This is a genomic window from Pseudonocardia sp., assembly GCF_029263155.1.
GTDB lineage: Bacteria > Actinomycetota > Actinomycetes > Mycobacteriales > Pseudonocardiaceae > Pseudonocardia.
On sequence record NZ_JAJCYB010000130.1, the window covers coordinates 1 to 17175 of the forward strand.

Here is a 17175-nt window from a genome sequence, read left to right on the forward strand (position 1 = left end):
GCGAGGACCCCGTGAGCGCGCGAGGACCCCGTGAGCGCGCGAGGACCCCGTGAGCGCGCGAGGACCCCGTGAGCGCGCGAGGACCCCGTGAGCGCGCGAAGACCCCGTGAGCGCGCGAGGGCCCCGTGAGCGCGCGAGGGCCCCGTGAGCGCGCGAGGAGCGGCGCGTGGGTCCGCCCGACCGCCACGCGGCGGGCGTGCGGCGGGGCCGTCAGTTGTCAGCCGGAGATCGGGGCGAAGGTCGCGCCGGTCAGCCGGGCCAGGTCGGCCGGAGCCAGCTCGACCTCGAGGCCCCGGCGGCCCGCACTGCAGAACAGCGTCTCCAGTGCCTGCGCGGAGGCGTCCAGGACCGTGGGCAGGCGCTTGCGCTGGCCCAGCGGTGAGATCCCGCCCGCGACGTAGCCGGTGGCCCGCTCCGCGGCGGCGACGTCGGCCATCCGGGCGCGCTTCCCGCCCACCGCCGCGGCGAGCGCCTTGAGGTCGAGCGAGCCGGTGACGGGCACCACCCCGACGGTCAGCGCGCCGTCCACCTTTGCCACGAGCGTCTTGAACACCCGCGCCGGATCCAGGCCCAGCAGCTCGGCGGCCTCGGGCCCGTACGCCTGCCCGGACCCGTGCTCGTAGGTGTGCACCGAGTGCGGCACGCCGTGTCGCGCGAGCAGCGCCGTCGCGGGCGTTCCCTTGCCAGCCATGGCCGGTGACGGTACCGAGGCGGGGAATCACCCGCCGGGGCGCGGGCGTTGTACGGGCCGTGACACTCGCAGTGATGGAGACCCGCCCGGTATCGCCGGGCCGAGCCGGGACGGGGCGCGTAGGCTCGACGCGTCGTCCGGCCGCCGCAGCGGTGGCCGTCCCCGGGGCCCGCGTGGCCCGGCGCGAGAGGAGCACGGTGCCCGGCAGCACGTCCGACCGCACCGCACCGGTCACCGAGGCCCCCGACCAGGAGCCCGCGGTCGACCAGGAGACGGAGACCGCCGAGGAGCGCATGGCGCGCTTCGAGCGTGACGCCATGCCCCTGATCGACCAGCTCTACGGCGCCGCCCTGCGGATGACCCGCAACCCGGCCGACGCCGAGGACCTGGTGCAGGAGACCTACCTCAAGGCGTACTCGGCCTTCGGCACGTTCCGGGCCGGCACCAACCTCAAGGCCTGGTTGTACCGCATCCTGACCAACACCTACATCAACGGCTATCGCAAGAAGCAGCGCCAGCCGTTGCAGTCGCCCACCGACGAGATCACCGACTGGCAGATCTCGCAGGCCGGGGAGCACACGTCCAAGGGCCTGCCCTCCGCGGAGGCGGAGGCGCTCGACCGGCTGCCCGACGACGCGGTGAAGGCCGCGTTGCAGCGGCTGCCCGAGGACTTCCGGATGGCGGTGTACTACGCCGACGTCGAGGGCTTCGCCTACAAGGAGATCGCCGAGATCATGGGCACTCCCATCGGCACCGTGATGTCGCGGCTGCACCGCGGTCGCCGCCAGCTGCGCGACATGCTCACCGACACCGCCCGTGAGCGCGGTTTCATCCGGGACGGGCAGGGGGTGGCGTCGTCATGAGTTGTGGGGACCACCACGAGACCGACTGTTCCGAGGTGCTGGCCGAGGTGTGGCTGTTCCTGGACCAGGAGTGCGACGAGGGCCGACGGGCGCTGCTCACCAAACACCTGGACGAGTGCGCGCCGTGCCTGGCCGAGTACGGCCTGGACGAGAAGCTGAAGAAGCTGCTGGCCACGAAGTGCGGCGGCGAGCACGCCCCGGCGGGGCTCAAGGACCGCCTGCGCAGCCAGATCCGGTACGCGGTGCTGGAACAGGCGCAGGTCACGGTGGAGTCGGGTCCCGACGGCACGACCACCACGGTGGAGGTGCGCTCCAGCCGCGTGGAGCGCCGGGGCTGACGGGTTCGCCGCCCCGGCGCGGCGGCTCACGTGTTGGGCCGCTTGCCGTGGTTGGCGCCGCCCTTCTTGCGGTCGCGGCGCTTGCGTGCACGCTTCGACATGGATCCCTCCCTCGCGGTCGTGGTCGTCGCCAGTCTCCCACGTGGCCCGTGCCCGGACGTCGCCCGTCCGCACCTCGCCCGTATCGCACGTGATTGACTGCGCCCAGCAGCCACCGGGAGAGGACCGCCGTCATGTCCACCCTGTCCGAGCTGCTCGCCGAGCACACCCAGCTCACCGGTGACACCGTCGAGCACCTGCAACGCCTGGTCGCCGAGTGGCAACTGCTCGCCGACATGTCGTTCGCCGACTTCCTGCTGTGGATCCCGCTGGAGGCGGGCTTCCTGTGCGTGGCCCAGGCGCGTCCCACCACCGCACCCACCGCCCACGCCCAGGACATGGTCGGAGTGCGGGCCGTCGCGAGCGAGAACCCGCAGCTGCGCCGCGCCGTCGTCGAGGGCCGGATCTGCCGCGACGAGAACCCGCGCTGGCACCTGGAGGTGCCCGTCCGCACCGAGACGATCCCGGTACGCCACGCGGGCGTCGTCGTCGCCGTGCTCTCACGGGACACGAACCTGGCGATGCCGCGCGTGCCGAGCCCGCTCGAGATCGCCTACCTGGGCAGCGCGTCGGACCTGTGCCAGATGGTCGCCGACGGCACATTCCCGCCGCGCGCCACGGTCGCGGGGGCCGACACGAGCCCCCGTGCAGGCGACGGCCTGATCCGGCTCGACGCGCACGGCCTGGTGGCCTACGCCTCGCCGAACGCCCTGTCGGCGTATCACCGTATGGGGCACGCCAGCGACCTCGTCGGGCTGCCGCTCGACCAGGCCACGCGGGCGCTGGCCGCCGACCCGTTCGACGCGGCGGAGGTGGCCGCGCGGATCGGCGCCGCGCTGCACGGCCGCCACTCGCTGCGGATGGAGGTGCATGCGCGCGGCGCGGTGATGCTGGTGCGTGCGCTGCCGCTGCGGCCCCGCGGTGACGCGGCGGGCGCGCTGGTGCTGGTGCGCGACGTCACCGACCTGCGCCGGCGCGACCTGGCGCTGCTCAGCAAGGACGCCACGATCCGGGAGATCCACCACCGGGTGAAGAACAACCTGCAGACCGTCGCCGCGCTGCTGCGGCTGCAGGCGCGCCGCACGGCGATCCCGGAGGCCCGCCGGGCGCTGGCGGAGAGCGTGCGCCGCGTCAACTCGATCGCGCTGGTGCACGAGACGCTGTCGGTGTCCGTGGCCGAGCGTGTGGACCTCGACGAGCTGGTGGACAAGGTGCTCCCGGCGATCGGGGACGGGGCCACCGCCGAGTCCCGGGCGAAGGTGCGCCGCGACGGGAGCTTCGGCACCCTGCCCGCGGAGCTGGCCACGCCCCTGGTGCTCGTGCTGACCGAGCTGGTGCACAACGCGCTGGCCCACGCGTTCGAGCCGGGTCGGGCGGGGGAGGTGGTGGTGACGGCCCGGCGGACGGCCGCGACGCTGGACGTGACCGTGGCCGACGACGGGCGCGGGCTACCGCCCGGGTTCGATCTCGACACTGCCGACGGGCTCGGGCTGCAGATCGTGCGCACCCTGCTGGACTCCGAACTCGACTCCGCGCTGCAGGTCCGGGCCCGCTCGGGAGGTGGAACGGAGGCCCTCATCAGGCTCTCGTTGCGGGGGCGTTAACCTGAGGGCTGTGGTCGGTGCTCCGCAGGTCGCGCTGGCGAGGCATCGATCCCCCACCCGGAGCAGCCCCCGCGTGCGCCCGGTGGAACGACCGCGGGCCCGGAACCGGGTGCAGTCCGGTTTCGGGCCCGCGGTGGGGGAGACTTCTGTACTACGTGAGGCCGTGCCGATCAGGCGGTGCGAGCGCGGGTGCGCGCGTTGCGGCGCTTCAGCGCCCGACGCTCGTCCTCGCTCATGCCGCCCCAGACGCCCGCGTCCTGGCCGCTCTCCAGTGCCCACGTGAGGCACTCGGTGACCACGGGGCAGCGCCGGCATACGGTCTTGGCCTCGGCGATCTGCAGCAGCGCAGGACCGCTGGTCCCCACAGGGAAGAACAGCTCGGGGTCCTCGTCGCGGCAGATTGCGCGGTGGCGCCAGTCCATGATTGCTCTGCTCCTCGTACTTGCGCGATCGGGGTCGCGCCGATCGTCCGTCACGGTGTTTCCGCGCTTGTGAATTCTTTCACGAGCGCGATCGTCTTTCAAGGGTGGAGATCCGCGCTGGTGAGCGTTCTCACCTACTCACCGCAACGACACACGACACGATCGGTTACTGCTTCGTGTCGCCGCCACGGTGGGCGTGCGATCCCTGCCCGCCCATCGGGAAGCGGTTACCCGATCCCCGATGGACCATGCGGGAAAACCGCTCCCGCTTGTCCGGCCCCTACAGTGCGCCCTCGTTTGCCCAGGTGCGAGCCCTTATCGGCTCGGCGGTCCGCCGCGGTCGGTGAATGGACGCGACTCGTCACCGGATCGGGTGAGCGCGGCGCACCGGCTGCGCCGAGCAGCGCCCCTCACACGACGACCCGTAGCGCATCGGATACGGCGTGGAACTCCACGTCACGACCGCGCCCGACATGGTCGCCGTCCAGTTGCAGGGCCTGCGGGTCCGCGCTGCGCACCCGCAGCAGGGGAACGGTGTCGCGGCGCAGGACATTCCGGCCGCGCGGGTCGCCGCCGGGGCGGAGCATCTCGCGCAGCGCCGTGACGGTCGTCGCCGTGCGCAGGTCGTGGAGGCCGAACAGGCCGAGTCCGGTCGCGAACGACGCGCCCGGGTTGGTGCGGACCGGGCGCGAGCCGAGGTAGGTCCAGGTGTCGGTGTTGCTGACGAAGGCGAACCGGACGTCCATGGGTGCGGCGTCGGGGAGCTCCACGGTGATCGAGCGCGGGTCGCGCCGCTGGCGCAGGTACTGCTGCCACGCGGTGGCGGCGTAGCGCAGCGGCGTGGCCCGCCTGCCCCGCGCGCGCAGCCGCTCCATCTCGGCGATGACCTCGGCGTCCCAGCCCATGCCGGCGTTGAACGTGAACCAGCGACCCCCTGGGCGCTCCCGGTCGATCATCTGGCCCAGCCCGACGGTCCGGGTGCGCCCGCCCTCCAGCGACGCCAGGATCGCCGAGGTGGCCGCCATCGGGTCCCTCGGCAGACCGATCGCGCGCGCGAACACGTTGGCCGACCCGCCCGGCACCACCGCGAGCGCGGGCCCGAATCGCGGGTCCGTCGGCCCGCCGCCGGTGCCGTCCATCATCCCGTTGACGACCTCGTTGACGGTGCCGTCGCCGCCGTGCACGACCACCAGTTCGACGCCGTCGCGCACCGCGTCGGCGGCGACCGCCGACGCGTGGTCGCGATGGGTCGTCTCCAGCACCTCGAGCTTGAGCACGCTGGCGAGTGCGTGGGCCAGCACGTCGCGGCCCGCGACCGTCGTCGTGGTGGCGTGGGGATTCATCACCAGCAGTGCTCGCACGATCCGGACGCTACCGGGCGGTATCGTCGGGCCCCGTGACGACCGACCGCCCGCCCCCGCAGGTGCGGCTGGCGGGCGTCCTCGTCGCGGTGCAGGGCCTGCTCGGACTGGGCTTCGCCGTCGCGCTGCTGCTGCGGGCCGGCTCGGCCGCCCTGCCGGCGAGCTCGGTGCTCGGCGAGTCGGCCCTGTTCGTCGTGTTGGGCGGGGCGGTGGCGGCGACCGGCGCGGCGCTGGTCGCCGGGCGCCGCTGGGCGCGCACACCCGCGATCGTCGCGCAGTTGCTGCTGCTGCCCGTCGTCTACTCCCTCATCGGGCCGTCTCGGCAGCTCCTGCTGGGGATCGTGGCGGGGCTGTTCGTGGTGGCCACGTTCATGCTGCTGATCAGCGAGCGGTCGCGGGTGTGGTCGATGGGGCTCGATCTGCCGGACGCGCCGCATTGATGCAGGTGGTCGGCTCTGCTGACGCGCCTGCGGTGGTTCGGGCCGCTGGTTCGGGCTCGGCGAGCTCCCGGCGGTTCAGCTGAACCGCTCCGGGTGGGGGAGGTTCGCGCGCCGGTTTGCCTTCTGCGCGCTGCCGGCGGCGTGCGAGCCGCGGTTCGGAGCGCGAGCCGGGGCCCGGAGCTTGTGGTCGGCAGGTGCCCGGCACCCGGTCGCATCCCACCTCAGCGTCCGGACGGCGCGGCGAGAGCGGCGAGCGCGTCGCCGTCGAGGCGGAAGGTGGTCCAGCCGTCCATCGACTGCGCCCCCAGGGAGCGGTAGAACTCGATCGACGGGGCGTTCCAGTCCAGCACCGACCACTCCAGTCGCGCGTAGCCGCGCTCCGTGCAGACCGCGGCCAGGCGGGCCAGCAGGGCTCTGCCCAGCCCGGCACCCCGGTGTGCGGGGCGGACGTAGAGGTCTTCCAGATAGATGCCGTGCACACCGCGCCAGGTGGAGAAGTTGAGGAACCACAGCGCGCATCCGACGACCTCGCCGTCGGCCTCGGCGACGTGACCGAACAGCGCGGGAGCGGGCCCGAACAGCGCGGCGGTCAACTGGTCACCGGTCAGCAGGCAGGACTCCGCTTCGCGCTCGTAGTCGGCCAGTTCGTGCACCAGGCCCACGACGGCCGGCACGTCCGCGGGGGTGGCCACCCGGATCATCTACAGGACCCGCAGGTTGACGTGGGCGAGGCTGGGCACGCCGCGCTCGTCGCCGAGGACCGACCAGGCGGCCGGGTCCATGGTGAAGCGCACGCCCTCGGTGGCCGGCAGGCCGATCCAGCGGGCGATGAGCACGCGACTGAAGTGGCCGTGCCCGATCAGGACGACATCGCCCCCGGACAGGGCGTCGCGGGCGTCGGCGAGGACGGCATCGGCGCGGGCGCCCACCTGGTCGGGGGTCTCACCGTTCGGGCACGGGTGCGTCCAGACCGTCCAACCGGGCACCGTCTCGCGGATCTCGGGAGTGGTGCGGCCCTCACAGTCGCCGTAGTCCCATTCGGTGAGCCGCTCGTCGACGCGGTCGACGGTGAGGCCGGCCAGCTCGGCAGTGACCAGCGCGCGGGTGCGGGGGCTGCTCAGCACCAGGGCGGGAGCGGTGCCGTCGCGGAGGCGGACGCCGAGATTGCCCGCGGCACCGGCCAGTTCGCGGCCGTGCTCGGTGAGTGGAACGTCGGTGCGTCCGGTGTGCCTGCCCGACACCGACCACTCCGTCTCGCCGTGTCGGAGCAGGAACACGCGGCCGCCGGTCGTCACACGGGGAGCCTAGGGGTGACGCAGTCGACGCGCGCGGATCCGCTTCCCACGGGTTAGGATCTCCCGCGTACCCGACAGCCGAATCCCGTCGGTCCGCGCCGCTCCATCCCGGTGGCGCGATCCACGAGAGGCCGTCCGGCACCGCGCGACACCCCGCGACCTCCGGTGCACGGCGAGCACGACACGCCCCGCAACCGGAAGCAGCGAATCCGATGACCGTCCCCGCCCTGTCCTCGCCTGTCCCGACCCGGGCGGACGTGTTCGCCGCGCACGAGGGCGGCAAGCTCTCCACCGGGCTCACCGCCCCGCTGTCGGACGCCCGCGACCTCGCCATCGCCTACACCCCCGGCGTCGCCGAGGTCAGCCGCGCCATCGCCGCCGAGCCGCACCTCGCCGCGCGCTACACGTGGACGAACCGGCTGGTCGCCGTCGTCAGCGACGGCACCGCCGTGCTCGGACTCGGCGACATCGGCCCACGCGCGTCCCTACCGGTGATGGAGGGCAAGTCGGCGCTGTTCAAGGCGTTCGGCGGGCTGGACTCCATCCCGCTGGTGCTCGACACGACCGACGTCGACGAGATCGTCGAGACGCTCGTGCGGCTGCGCCCCAGCTTCGGCGCGGTGAACCTGGAGGACGTCTCCGCGCCCCGCTGCTTCGAACTGGAGCGCAGGCTGATCGAGGCGCTGGACTGCCCCGTCATGCACGACGACCAGCACGGCACGGCGATCGTGCTGCTCGCAGCGCTGCGCGGGGCCTGCACGGTGCAGGGCCGGGACCTGGAGAGCCTGCGCATCGTCGTCTCCGGCGCGGGGGCGGCCGGCGTCGCCTGCGCGCGGATCCTGCGGGCGGCCGGGGCGCGCGACGTCGTCGTCCTCGACTCGCGCGGCACCCTCGTGCCCGGGCGGGCGGGCGTGACCGGCGAGAAGGCCGCGCTCGCCGACGTCACCAACCCGCGGCGGATCTCCGGAGGGCCGGCCGAGGCGCTGGCGGGCGCCGACGTGTTCGTGGGGCTGTCCAGCGCGCTGCTGCCCGAGGAGTACCTGGCCGCGATGGCGCCGGAGGCGATCGTGTTCGCGCTGTCCAACCCCGATCCCGAGGTGCACCCCCACGTCGCCGCCCGGTACGCCTCGATCGTGGCCACCGGACGCAGCGACTTCCCCAACCAGATCAACAACGTGCTCGCCTTCCCGGGCGTGTTCCGCGGGGCGCTCGACGCGGGGGCGCGCCGGATCACCGAGGCCATGAAACTGGCCGCCGCGGACGCGATCGCGAGCGTCGCGTCCGACGACCTGGCTCCCGACCGGATCGTGCCGAGCCCGTTCGACCCGCGTGTCGCCCCCGCCGTGTCGCAGGCGGTCGCCGACGCATCGACGAACGGGTGAACGGCAAGCTGACCCGGAGTGACCTCCAGCTGGACTCCTCGCCTGCGGGTTCGTGCATTCGGCCCTCTTGATGTCACTCAGCGTGCCGGTCAGGCCGTTCACTCACTCGGGTCGGCGTAGGCCGATGGAGGAGAAACCCCGGATCGGGTGGGCCCATGCGTCGTTGTGAGGTGTGACCAACTCTGAGTGACCTTGGGAGCAGCCGGTGACTGAGCACGGGTACCGCCTCGGCGGAGACGCCGCCGGCGAGCCGGCGACCGATCCGGACGGCGCGGAAGCCGTGTTTGCCGACGATGTCGGGAGCGCGGAGTCCGAGGGCTTCTCCGAGGCGGTCGCGCGGGCCGACCTGCGCCGCTCGCGGCACGCCGTGCTGGGCGGAGAGGTGCCCGCCGACCAGGCGCTGTTCGCCGGCCGGGTGGCGCGGGCCGTCACCGAGGTCCTCCGGACCCAGTCCGTACCCGAACCGCTGCTCGTCACCCCGGAGTCCGGGATCGGCATCGCGGCGCAGGCGGCGGCGGTCCCGGCGGCGACGACGCGGCCGGAGCGCGGGGCCCACGCCCTGTTGACCGACGACCGGTCGGTGGGCGAGCGCACCGAGCCGGACGGGACGCCCGCGCTGCCGCTGCTGCGGGAAGCGGTGTTCGGGGCCGGCCGCGGTACCGACCTCGGCGGGGCGCTGCCCGGCGCGAGCACCGCCGGCGGCCCGGAGATCGTGACCCTGCCCGCCGCCCCCGCGCTCGTCTGCGACCGGGCGGACCGGATCGTCCGGGTGAACGCGGCCCTGCTGCGCCTATCCGGGCGGGCCGCGGACGCCGCGGGGACCCTGGCCGCCGAGGAGGGGGAGGCCGGGGAGGGCCTCATCGGCATGCGGCTGCCGCAGCTCGTCGTCGGGCCCGACGCCGACGCCAGGCTGGTCCGCCCCGACGGCGGCCTGGTGCGGGTCCGGATCGTGCGGTGGGAGCTGCCCGGACGGGAGCTGCGCGCGGTCGTCGTCGTCGAGCTGGGCGCCGTCCCGCCGGCCCCGGCCACCATCGAGCAGAGCAGGCTGGACCGGCAGTGGGTGGCCGAGCTGGAGCGCCTCGCGGGTGTCGGGACCTGGAGCTTCGAGCTCGACACGGCGACGCTGCGCCGCAGCGAGTCGCTCGTGGAGCTCTACCGCAGCGCCGGCATCGACCCGGACGGCGCCGACGGCCCCGTCGAGGGCGAGCAGGTGGAGCTGCTGTGCCGTGGCCTGCGGACCGGCGGCGGGAACCGGGGAGGTCCCGCCGACCACCACGTCGAGCTGCGGCTGCCGGGGGAGCGGCTGCTCAGCTGCCGCGCCGAGGTCGAGGCCGCCGAGGACGGCAAGCCGGTGCGCCTGGTCGGGGTCGTCCGCGACCTCACCGAGCAGCGCCGCGCCCAGGACCGCGTGCGCCACTCCGGCCGCCGCTTCGCCGACCTGATGGAGCTCGTGCCCTCGGGCGTCGCCATGATCGACCCGAACGGCCTGGTCGTCGACGCCAACGAGGCCATGTGCCAGCTGCTGGACATGCGCCTGGACACGCTGCGGGGAACGCCCGCCGCCGCGTTCACCGCCGAGGGGCCGCTGGACCTGATGGGCCCCGACCACACCGAGCTCCCCGGCTGGCTGCGACCGGTCGCGCCCGGCGCCCGGCACGGCTACCGCGTCGACGCCGCGCCACTGCTGCGCGCCGACGGCACGACCGTCTGGTGCGAGGTCACCGCCTCCGTGACCAGCGCCGATGACGGCGGCTGGTTCTGGCTCGTCGTCTGCACCGACGTCGGTGAGCGTCGCCGGGCCGCGGAGCTGCTGCGCAGCGCCGCCACCGTCGACGAGCTGACCCGACTGCCCAACCGGGCCGCCTCGCTCACGCTGGTCGACGGGCTGCTGGCCGGTACCGGCCGGGACCGCGTCGCCGTGGTCTGCGGCGATCTCGACGACTTCGCCCGCGTCAACTCCTCCCTGGGCCACGAGGCGGGCGACGACCTTCTGGTGAGTCTCGCGGGCCGGTTGCAGCGCGAACTGCCCGTCGGGTGCACGGCGGCCCGGCTCTCCGGCGACGAGTTCGTGGTGATCTGCGCCGACCACGCCGAGGTGGGCGGGCCCGACCAGCTCGCGCGCATGGTGGCCGACCTGCTGCGCACGACCATCACCGTGCACGGCCAGCCGGTGCAGATGACCGCGACGGTCGGGCTGGCCACCCCGGTGCCGACCGGCGAGGTGCGCGCCGCGGACCTGCTGCGCTTCGCCGAGGTCGCGATGCAGGACGCCAAGCGGCGGCAGTGCCGTGGAGGGATCGGCATGGCCACCGACGGCGTCGTCAGCACCGCGACCGGGGCGCTCGCGATGGAGGCGGAGCTGCGCGCCGCGATCACCGGCACCGGGCTCGTGCTGGAGTACCAGCCCGTGATCGGCCCGGACGGCACGGTGCTCTCCGCGGAGGCGCTCGTGCGCTGGCGCCACCCCGAGCGCGGGATGATCCCGCCCGGTGACTTCCTGCCGGTCGCGCAGCGCAGCGGCCTGCTGCGCGATCTCGACCTGTGGGTCCTGCGCACCGCCACGGCCGAGGCCGCCACGTGGCCGAGCCACCGGGGGCGCCGTCCCGCGGTGGCGGTGAACCTGGCGGGCCTGCTGCCCGGCGACGCCGACTTCCTGTCCGTCGTCACCGCGATCGTGCAGGACAGCGGGCTGGACTGGGAGCACCTGGTGCTGGAGCTGGTGGAGACCAGCCTCGTGGCCCTGCCGTCGCACGCGCTGGCCGCGATGGCCGAGCTGGTGTCGCGCGGCGTGCGGTTCGCCGTGGACGACTTCGGCACCGGCTACTCGTCGCTGGCGCGGCTCAAGGACCTCCCCGCGCAGACGGTGAAGGTGGACCGCGCGTTCGTCACCGGCGTGGCCGACGACCCGGCCGCGTTCGCGGTGGCGCGCGCCGTCGTCGACATGGCGCGGGCGATGGGTCGCACCACGGTGGCCGAGGGCGTGGAGACCGCCGAGCAGTTCCACGTGCTGCGCGGCATCGGGGTCGATGCCTACCAGGGGTGGCTGTTCGCCCGACCGCTCGCCGCCGGCCCGCTGCGCGAGCTGTTCGCCGGTGGGCGGGTGGCGACCCCGGCGATCGCGGCGATGCTCGCCGGGTAGGGATCTCGGCGCGGTCACAACTGTCGCGGGGGTGGGGCGATCGGGTTAGCCTTCTGCGACTGAGGCGACCGGCAAGGGGTCGTTCACGCTGTGTGGTTCACCTACAGGGGGGTCCCGCCCATGATCGAGTTCCGGGGCGTGACCAAGCGATTCCCCGACGGCACGGTGGCGGTCGACGCGCTCGACCTCGCGGTCGAGGACGGCGGCATCACGGTGTTCGTGGGGCCGTCCGGATGCGGCAAGACCACGTCGCTGCGGATGATCAACCGGATGGTCGAACCGACGGGCGGCACGATCCTGATCGACGGCGAGGACATCCTCGCCGGCGACGCGGCCACGCTGCGCCGAGGGATCGGTTACGTCATCCAGCAGGCGGGTCTGTTCCCGCACCGCACCATCATCGACAACATCGCCACCGTGCCGATGCTGCTGGGCTGGTCGAAGGCGAAGGCCCGCGCCCGCGCGGCCGAGCTGATGGAGATCGTCGGGCTCGAGTCGGAGATGGCCCGGCGCTATCCCAGCCAGCTCTCCGGCGGGCAGCAGCAGCGGGTCGGGGTGGCCCGCGCACTCGCGGCCGATCCGCCGATCCTGCTGATGGACGAGCCGTTCAGCGCCGTCGACCCGGTCGTCCGGGAGAGCCTGCAGGACGAGCTGCTGCGGCTGCAGGGCGAGCTGGGCAAGACGATCGTGTTCGTCACCCACGACATCGACGAGGCCGTGAAGCTCGGCGACAAGGTCGCGGTGTTCCGCACCGGCGGCATCCTCGCCCAGTACGACGAGCCCGGCGTCCTGCTCACCCGCCCTGCCGACGGCTTCGTCGACGGCTTCGTGGGACGCGACCGCGGCTACCGCGGCCTGGGTTTCCTCTCCGACGAGCTGCCGCTGGGCAGGCTCGCCACGACCCGGCTCGGGTCGGCCGCGCCGGCCGGGGCCTGGACGCTCGTCGTCGACCACGCCGACCGGCCGCAGGGCTGGCTCGCCGACCGCCACCGCGTCGACGGGGCCGCGGTCACGGCCGAGCACCTCGTCCCCGGTGGCTCGCTCTACGACGTGGCGTCCGGGTCGCTGCGCAGCGCGCTCGACGCCGCGCTGTCCTCGCCGTCGGGCCAGGGGGTCGCGGTCGACGCGGAGGGACGGGTGGTGGGCTCGGTCAGTGCCGACGACGTGCTCGCCGCGCTCGCCACGGCGCGGGCGGCCGCGTGAACTGGTCGTGGATCCCGCGCAACCTCGACCTCATCGGTGAGCTGACGGTGCAGCACCTGTGGCTTGCCCTGCTCCCGGTGCTGCTGGGGCTGGTCGTCGCGGTGCCACTGGCATGGATCGCGACGCGGGCGCGGGCCATGCGGACCATCCTGATCACGGCGACCGGACTGCTGTACACCGTGCCGTCCCTCGCGCTGATCGTCATGCTGCCCCTGGTACTGGGCATCGGGATCCTCAACCCGCTCAACGTCGTCGTCGCGCTGACGATCTACACCGTGGCGCTGCTGGTCCGCTCGATCGCCGACGCGCTCGACGCCGTGCCGCAGGCCGTGGTCGCCGCGGCCACCGCGATGGGCTACACGCCGCTGCGCCGGTTCGTCGCCGTCGAGCTGCCGCTGGCCGTGCCGGTGACGGTGGCCGGGCTGCGGGTCGCGGCGGTGTCGAACATGAGCCTGGTGACGGTCGGGGCGATCGTCGGCCTCGGCGGGCTGGGCGCGCTGTTCACCGACGGCTTCCAGCGCGACATCCCGGCCGAGATCATCACCGGCATCGTGCTGGTGCTGGTGCTGGCCCTGCTGGTCGACGTCGCACTGCTCGCACTCGGCCGGGCCGCCACTCCCTGGACGCGGGTCGGTGCGGGGGCAGGAGGATGACCGGCGTCGTGGACTGGTTCGCCGACCCGGCGAACTGGAGCGGCCCCGACGGCGTCCCCGTCCGGCTGCTGGAGCATCTGCAGTACACCCTGCTCGCCGTGGTCATCGCCGGCGTGATCGCCATCCCGATCGGGCTGTGGATCGGGCACACCGGCCGGGGCGGGTTCCTCGTCGTCGGTTCCGCCAACGCGCTGCGAGCCCTGCCCACGTTCGGGTTGCTCGTGCTGCTGGCCAACGCGTTCGGGATCGCGCTGACCCCGCCGATCGTCGCGCTGGTGATCCTGGCGATACCGCCGATGCTGGCGGGCACCTACGCCGGCGTGCAGGCCGTCGACCGCGCCATCGTCGACGCGGCCCGCGGGATGGGGATGGACGAGCGCGAGGTGCTGCTGCGCGTCGAGCTCCCCAACGCGCTGCCGCTGATCCTCGGCGGCGTCCGCAGCGCCACGCTGCAGATCATCGCCACCGCCACGATCGCCGCCTACGTGGCCCTGGGCGGGCTGGGCCGCTACATCATCGACGGTCTCGCGCTGCGCGACTTCGCCGAGATGGCCGCCGGGTCGATCCTGCTCGCGCTGTTGGCGATCAGCATCGACCTGGTGCTGGCCGCGGTCCAGCGCACCGTGGTCTCGCCGGGCCTGCGGTCCGTCCCGACCTCCCGACCCCGTCCCCGCCTGCGTGCGGTCTGACCCCCCGAGAAGGAGCACGACGATGAAGAAGCTCATGCGGCTGGCCGGTGCCGTCGCCGCGCTGTCCCTGGCCCTCACCGCGTGCGGTGGCGGGGGCGACCCGCTGGCCGGTGGCGGCACCGGTGAGACCGGCGACGCGGGCGCGCCGATCCTGATCGGGTCCGCCGCGTTCCCGGAGAACCAGCTGCTCGGTGAGATCTACGGGCAGGCGCTGGAGGCCCAGGGCGTGTCGGTGGAGATCCTGCAGCCGATCGCGAGCCGCGAGGCCTACTTCCCGGGCCTGCGCGACGGCTCGATCGACCTCGTCCCGGAGTACACCGGGGTGCTGCTGCAGTACCTGGAGCCCTCGGCCACGGAGAAGTCGGCCGACGAGGTCTACGCCGCGCTGCAGGGCGTGATCCCCGAGGGTCTGACGCTGCTGGAGCGATCGGAGGCGGAGAACAAGGACGCCGTCGTCGTGACCCAGGAGTTCGCCGCGCAGAACGGCCTGACGACCATCGAGGATCTCGCGCCGCTCTGTCCGCAGATCACCTTCGGTGGTCCCCCGGAGTTCCAGGAGCGTCCCGACGGCATCCCCGGCCTCGAGGCGACCTACGACTGCACCTTCGCCGGGTACAGCTCGCTCGACGTCGGCGGGCCGCTGACCGTCACCGCGCTGCGCGACGGCACGGTGCAGGCCGCCGACCTGTTCACCACCGACCCGACCATCGAGTCGAACGGGTTCGTGGCGCTGGAGGACCCGCTCGACAACTTCGCCGCCCAGAACGTCGTGCCGTTGGTGAACACGGCCAAGGCCACCGACCAGGTGCAGCAGGTGCTCAACGACGTCTCCTCGCGGCTGACCACCGAGGTGCTCATCGACCTCAACGGCCGGCTCGCCGCTGACGACCGGCCCAACCCGGACACGGTCGCGCAGGACTGGCTGACCGAGCAGGGCCTGCTCTGACCGACGGCCGGGGCCCGCCGCCTGCCGGCGGGCCCCGGTCCCGCGTCGTGACGATCGGAGGGTGATGAAGGTCCTGGAGCTCCGGTGCTATCCGGTGAAGTCGATGCTGGGTGCCGAGGTCGACGAGCTGCTGGTCGGGTCCGGTGGTGCCGGAGGTGACCGCGCCCTCGCCCTGATCGACATCGAGACCGGGCGGGTGGCCACGGCCAAGCACCCGCGGCTGTGGCGCACGCTGCTGCAGTGCTCGGCCACCCGGGTCGGTTCCGGGGTGACGATCACCCTGCCCGACGGCCGGAGCGTGCCGGCCGAGGACGCCGACGGTCCGCTGTCGGACCTTCTCGGGCGACGCGTGCGGCTCGCAGGCGAGCGCCCGGCGGGCGCGGAGGTCGAGCGGCCCGACCCGGAGGACGTGCTGGCCCAGGGCGTGGAGGCGGAAGTCGAGGCCCCGACCCTGGAGATCGCCCAGGGCAGCCCGGGCGACACGTTCGTCGATCACTCGCCGCTGCACCTGATCACCACCGCCACGCTCGTGCACCTCGGGGTGGAGGCGCTGCGCTACCGGCCCAACCTGATCCTGGCCACCGAGCCGGGGGCCGAGCCGTTCGTCGAGAACGACTGGCTGGACCGGGAGCTGACGATCGGTGAGGTGCGGCTGCGGATCACCCTGCCGACGCCGCGCTGCTCGGTGCCCACGCTCGAGCACGGTGACCTGCCCCGCGCTCCGCACGCCGTGCGCGGCCCGCTGGCGCAGAACCGGGTGGAGGTCACCGGGTTCGGGGTGCTGCCGTGCGCGGGGGTCTACGCCGAGGTGCTCGCCGGCGGGACCGTGCGCACGGGAGACGCGGTCACGCTGGCCTGATCAGCGGTAGCCGGTCGTGTCCGCGGGCTTCCCGGCGTCCTGCACCTCCACGACGTAGCGCCAGGCGTCGGGGGACGAGCCGTCGAGGTCGGTGAGGCCGTACTCGCGGGCCAGGGCTCCGCTGCTCGTGCTCAGGTGCCGTCGGTGATCTCCACGACCAGCCCGCCCGGCCGCCGGATCAGCAGGCCGAAGGCGTGCCGGGCCGTCACGAGATGGGTGTCGATCGCCAGCCGCAGCAGGTGCAGCCCGTCGCCGAGGTCGTGCTCCCAGACCGGGGTGTCCCACCTCACGAGTAGGTCGCCCCCGAAAATGTCGTGGACGAGCACGTCGAGACGGCCGTGGTCGGCGTCGATGCGCTCGACGAGACGGGCCACCTGCTCGGGCGCGAGATGGTCGGTCGGGACGGCGACGCCGACGCCGCCCGCCGCCGTGACCAGGTCGGCGGTGTCCTCGATGGTCTCCGGGCGGCCGTACTCCGAGCGTCGCGCGCGGGTGGAACGGCCGGTGCAGTACACGGTGGCCCCGGCCGCACCCAGTTCCACCGCGATACCGCGCCCGGCGCCACGCGTGGCGCCCGCGACCAGGGCGACGGTGCCGGCGAGTGGGTTCGTCATTCCCGCGACCCTGCCGGGCAACGCTGACAACCCGCGTCAGGCTTTCCGGCCCGTCAGCGGTCCGGGACGCACCAACCCGGTCACAGGTCAGCAGATCGTCCGAATGCATGTCCGGAACCGGGACGGCAACATCGCTACCGTGCATCCCGCAGGGACGCGACGTCGTGATCGGGGGCAGATGGACGCTGTGGAGGCGGTCCTCGACGGGCTGCGACAAGAGGGGTTGACGTTCGACCGCCTGGGCGAGGGCGACGACTACGGGCCCGGAGCAGGGGCTCGCGCCCGGTTCGTCCACCGCCCGGTGCTCACCCTGCCGCCCGCCGAACTCGAGGAGTTCGTGCGCCAACTCGGTGAGCCCGACCACACCTCCGGGGTGGAGATGGCTGCTCTGCACGTCGTCGAGACGCTCACCACCGACCACGGGGACGGGCGGAACGCCACCACAGCCGTCGGCTTCCGATTCGTGCCCGGCGGGCGGGTGGAGTTCTACGCCGACGTGGACCGGCCGGACCTGCCCCCTCCCGGTTCGGAGCTGCTGGGCTGGGGGGCCGACCGACCGTCCTGACCGCGGTGGCGA

General features: G+C 73.6%; 17 protein-coding genes and 1 pseudogene. 12 read left to right on the top strand and 6 right to left on the bottom strand.

Annotated elements, in window-relative coordinates; translation table 11 throughout:
- Positions 1-217: 217 nt before the first annotated feature.
- Positions 218-691: a Cys-tRNA(Pro) deacylase gene (gene ybaK, locus Q1K26_RS27265; protein WP_300019222.1), complete on the bottom strand. Its 474-nt coding sequence runs from the start codon at positions 689-691 to the stop codon at positions 218-220.
- A gap of 197 nt (positions 692-888) precedes the next feature.
- On the opposite strand from ybaK, the gene Q1K26_RS27270 reads away from it, so the two are divergent.
- The 3 genes from Q1K26_RS27270 to Q1K26_RS27280 all read left to right on the top strand — a co-directional run bounded on the left by Q1K26_RS27270 (position 889) and on the right by Q1K26_RS27280 (position 3595).
- Positions 889-1554, top strand: coding sequence for a sigma-70 family RNA polymerase sigma factor (locus Q1K26_RS27270; RefSeq protein WP_300019224.1), 666 nt, complete (start codon positions 889-891; stop codon positions 1552-1554).
- Positions 1551-1892 carry a mycothiol system anti-sigma-R factor gene (rsrA, locus tag Q1K26_RS27275; protein ID WP_300019226.1) on the top strand — a complete coding sequence of 114 codons (342 nt, stop codon included), beginning with the start codon at positions 1551-1553 and terminating at the stop codon, positions 1890-1892. Before Q1K26_RS27270 ends, rsrA begins: the two co-directional genes overlap by 4 nt.
- Positions 1893-2125: 233 nt before the next feature.
- Positions 2126-3595 (top strand): PAS domain-containing sensor histidine kinase, encoded by a 1470-nt coding sequence (locus Q1K26_RS27280; RefSeq protein ID WP_300019228.1) that lies wholly within the window; start codon positions 2126-2128, stop codon positions 3593-3595.
- Positions 3596-3765: 170 nt separating this feature from the next.
- On the opposite strand, the gene Q1K26_RS27285 is transcribed toward Q1K26_RS27280, so the two are convergent.
- Both Q1K26_RS27285 and Q1K26_RS27290 read right to left on the bottom strand, forming a co-directional pair.
- Positions 3766-4017, bottom strand: a complete 252-nt coding sequence (locus Q1K26_RS27285; RefSeq protein ID WP_075950692.1) for a WhiB family transcriptional regulator — start codon at positions 4015-4017, stop codon at positions 3766-3768.
- A 410-nt stretch (positions 4018-4427) separates the two neighbouring features.
- Positions 4428-5378 (bottom strand): diacylglycerol kinase family protein, encoded by a 951-nt coding sequence (locus Q1K26_RS27290; RefSeq protein WP_300019230.1) that lies wholly within the window; start codon positions 5376-5378, stop codon positions 4428-4430.
- A gap of 35 nt (positions 5379-5413) precedes the next feature.
- On the opposite strand from Q1K26_RS27290, the gene Q1K26_RS27295 reads away from it, so the two are divergent.
- The gene (locus Q1K26_RS27295) at positions 5414-5818 is read left to right on the top strand and encodes a hypothetical protein (protein WP_300019232.1); all 405 of its coding nucleotides are present in this window, start codon (positions 5414-5416) and stop codon (positions 5816-5818) included.
- A gap of 221 nt (positions 5819-6039) precedes the next feature.
- On the opposite strand, the gene Q1K26_RS27300 is transcribed toward Q1K26_RS27295, so the two are convergent.
- On the bottom strand, positions 6040-6519 hold the full coding sequence (locus Q1K26_RS27300; protein ID WP_300019234.1) for a GNAT family N-acetyltransferase: 480 nt from the start codon (positions 6517-6519) through the stop codon (positions 6040-6042).
- Complete coding sequence (locus Q1K26_RS27305; RefSeq protein WP_300019236.1) at positions 6520-7113, bottom strand: acid phosphatase; 594 nt, start codon at positions 7111-7113, stop codon at positions 6520-6522.
- 212 nt (positions 7114-7325) lie between these two features.
- On the opposite strand from Q1K26_RS27305, the gene Q1K26_RS27310 reads away from it, so the two are divergent.
- The 7 genes from Q1K26_RS27310 to Q1K26_RS27340 all read left to right on the top strand — a co-directional run bounded on the left by Q1K26_RS27310 (position 7326) and on the right by Q1K26_RS27340 (position 15984).
- Complete coding sequence (locus Q1K26_RS27310) at positions 7326-8495, top strand: NADP-dependent malic enzyme (RefSeq protein ID WP_300019238.1); 1170 nt, start codon at positions 7326-7328, stop codon at positions 8493-8495.
- Between the two features lie 205 nt (positions 8496-8700).
- Positions 8701-11634 carry a GGDEF domain-containing phosphodiesterase gene (locus tag Q1K26_RS27315; protein WP_300019240.1) on the top strand — a complete coding sequence of 978 codons (2934 nt, stop codon included), beginning with the start codon at positions 8701-8703 and terminating at the stop codon, positions 11632-11634.
- 120 nt (positions 11635-11754) lie between these two features.
- Entirely contained in the window at positions 11755-12837 is a 1083-nt protein-coding gene (locus Q1K26_RS27320) for an ATP-binding cassette domain-containing protein (RefSeq protein ID WP_300019242.1), read from the top strand.
- Positions 12834-13490 carry an ABC transporter permease subunit gene (locus Q1K26_RS27325; RefSeq protein WP_300019244.1) on the top strand — a complete coding sequence of 219 codons (657 nt, stop codon included), beginning with the start codon at positions 12834-12836 and terminating at the stop codon, positions 13488-13490. The genes Q1K26_RS27320 and Q1K26_RS27325 overlap by 4 nt, the downstream gene beginning before the upstream one ends.
- Complete coding sequence (locus tag Q1K26_RS27330; protein ID WP_300019246.1) at positions 13487-14179, top strand: ABC transporter permease; 693 nt, start codon at positions 13487-13489, stop codon at positions 14177-14179. Before Q1K26_RS27325 ends, Q1K26_RS27330 begins: the two co-directional genes overlap by 4 nt.
- A gap of 22 nt (positions 14180-14201) precedes the next feature.
- Positions 14202-15125, top strand: coding sequence for an ABC transporter substrate-binding protein (locus Q1K26_RS27335; RefSeq protein ID WP_300019248.1), 924 nt, complete (start codon positions 14202-14204; stop codon positions 15123-15125).
- A 64-nt stretch (positions 15126-15189) separates the two neighbouring features.
- Positions 15190-15984, top strand: coding sequence for an MOSC N-terminal beta barrel domain-containing protein (locus Q1K26_RS27340; RefSeq protein WP_300019323.1), 795 nt, complete (start codon positions 15190-15192; stop codon positions 15982-15984).
- Here Q1K26_RS27340 and Q1K26_RS27345 read toward each other — a convergent pair.
- A pseudogene (locus Q1K26_RS27345) lies at positions 15985-16598 on the bottom strand (SDR family NAD(P)-dependent oxidoreductase).
- Between the two features lie 178 nt (positions 16599-16776).
- Between Q1K26_RS27345 and Q1K26_RS27350 the strand changes: the two are divergent.
- On the top strand, positions 16777-17163 hold the full coding sequence (locus Q1K26_RS27350; RefSeq protein WP_300019250.1) for a hypothetical protein: 387 nt from the start codon (positions 16777-16779) through the stop codon (positions 17161-17163).
- The last annotated feature ends 12 nt before the right edge of the window (positions 17164-17175 follow it).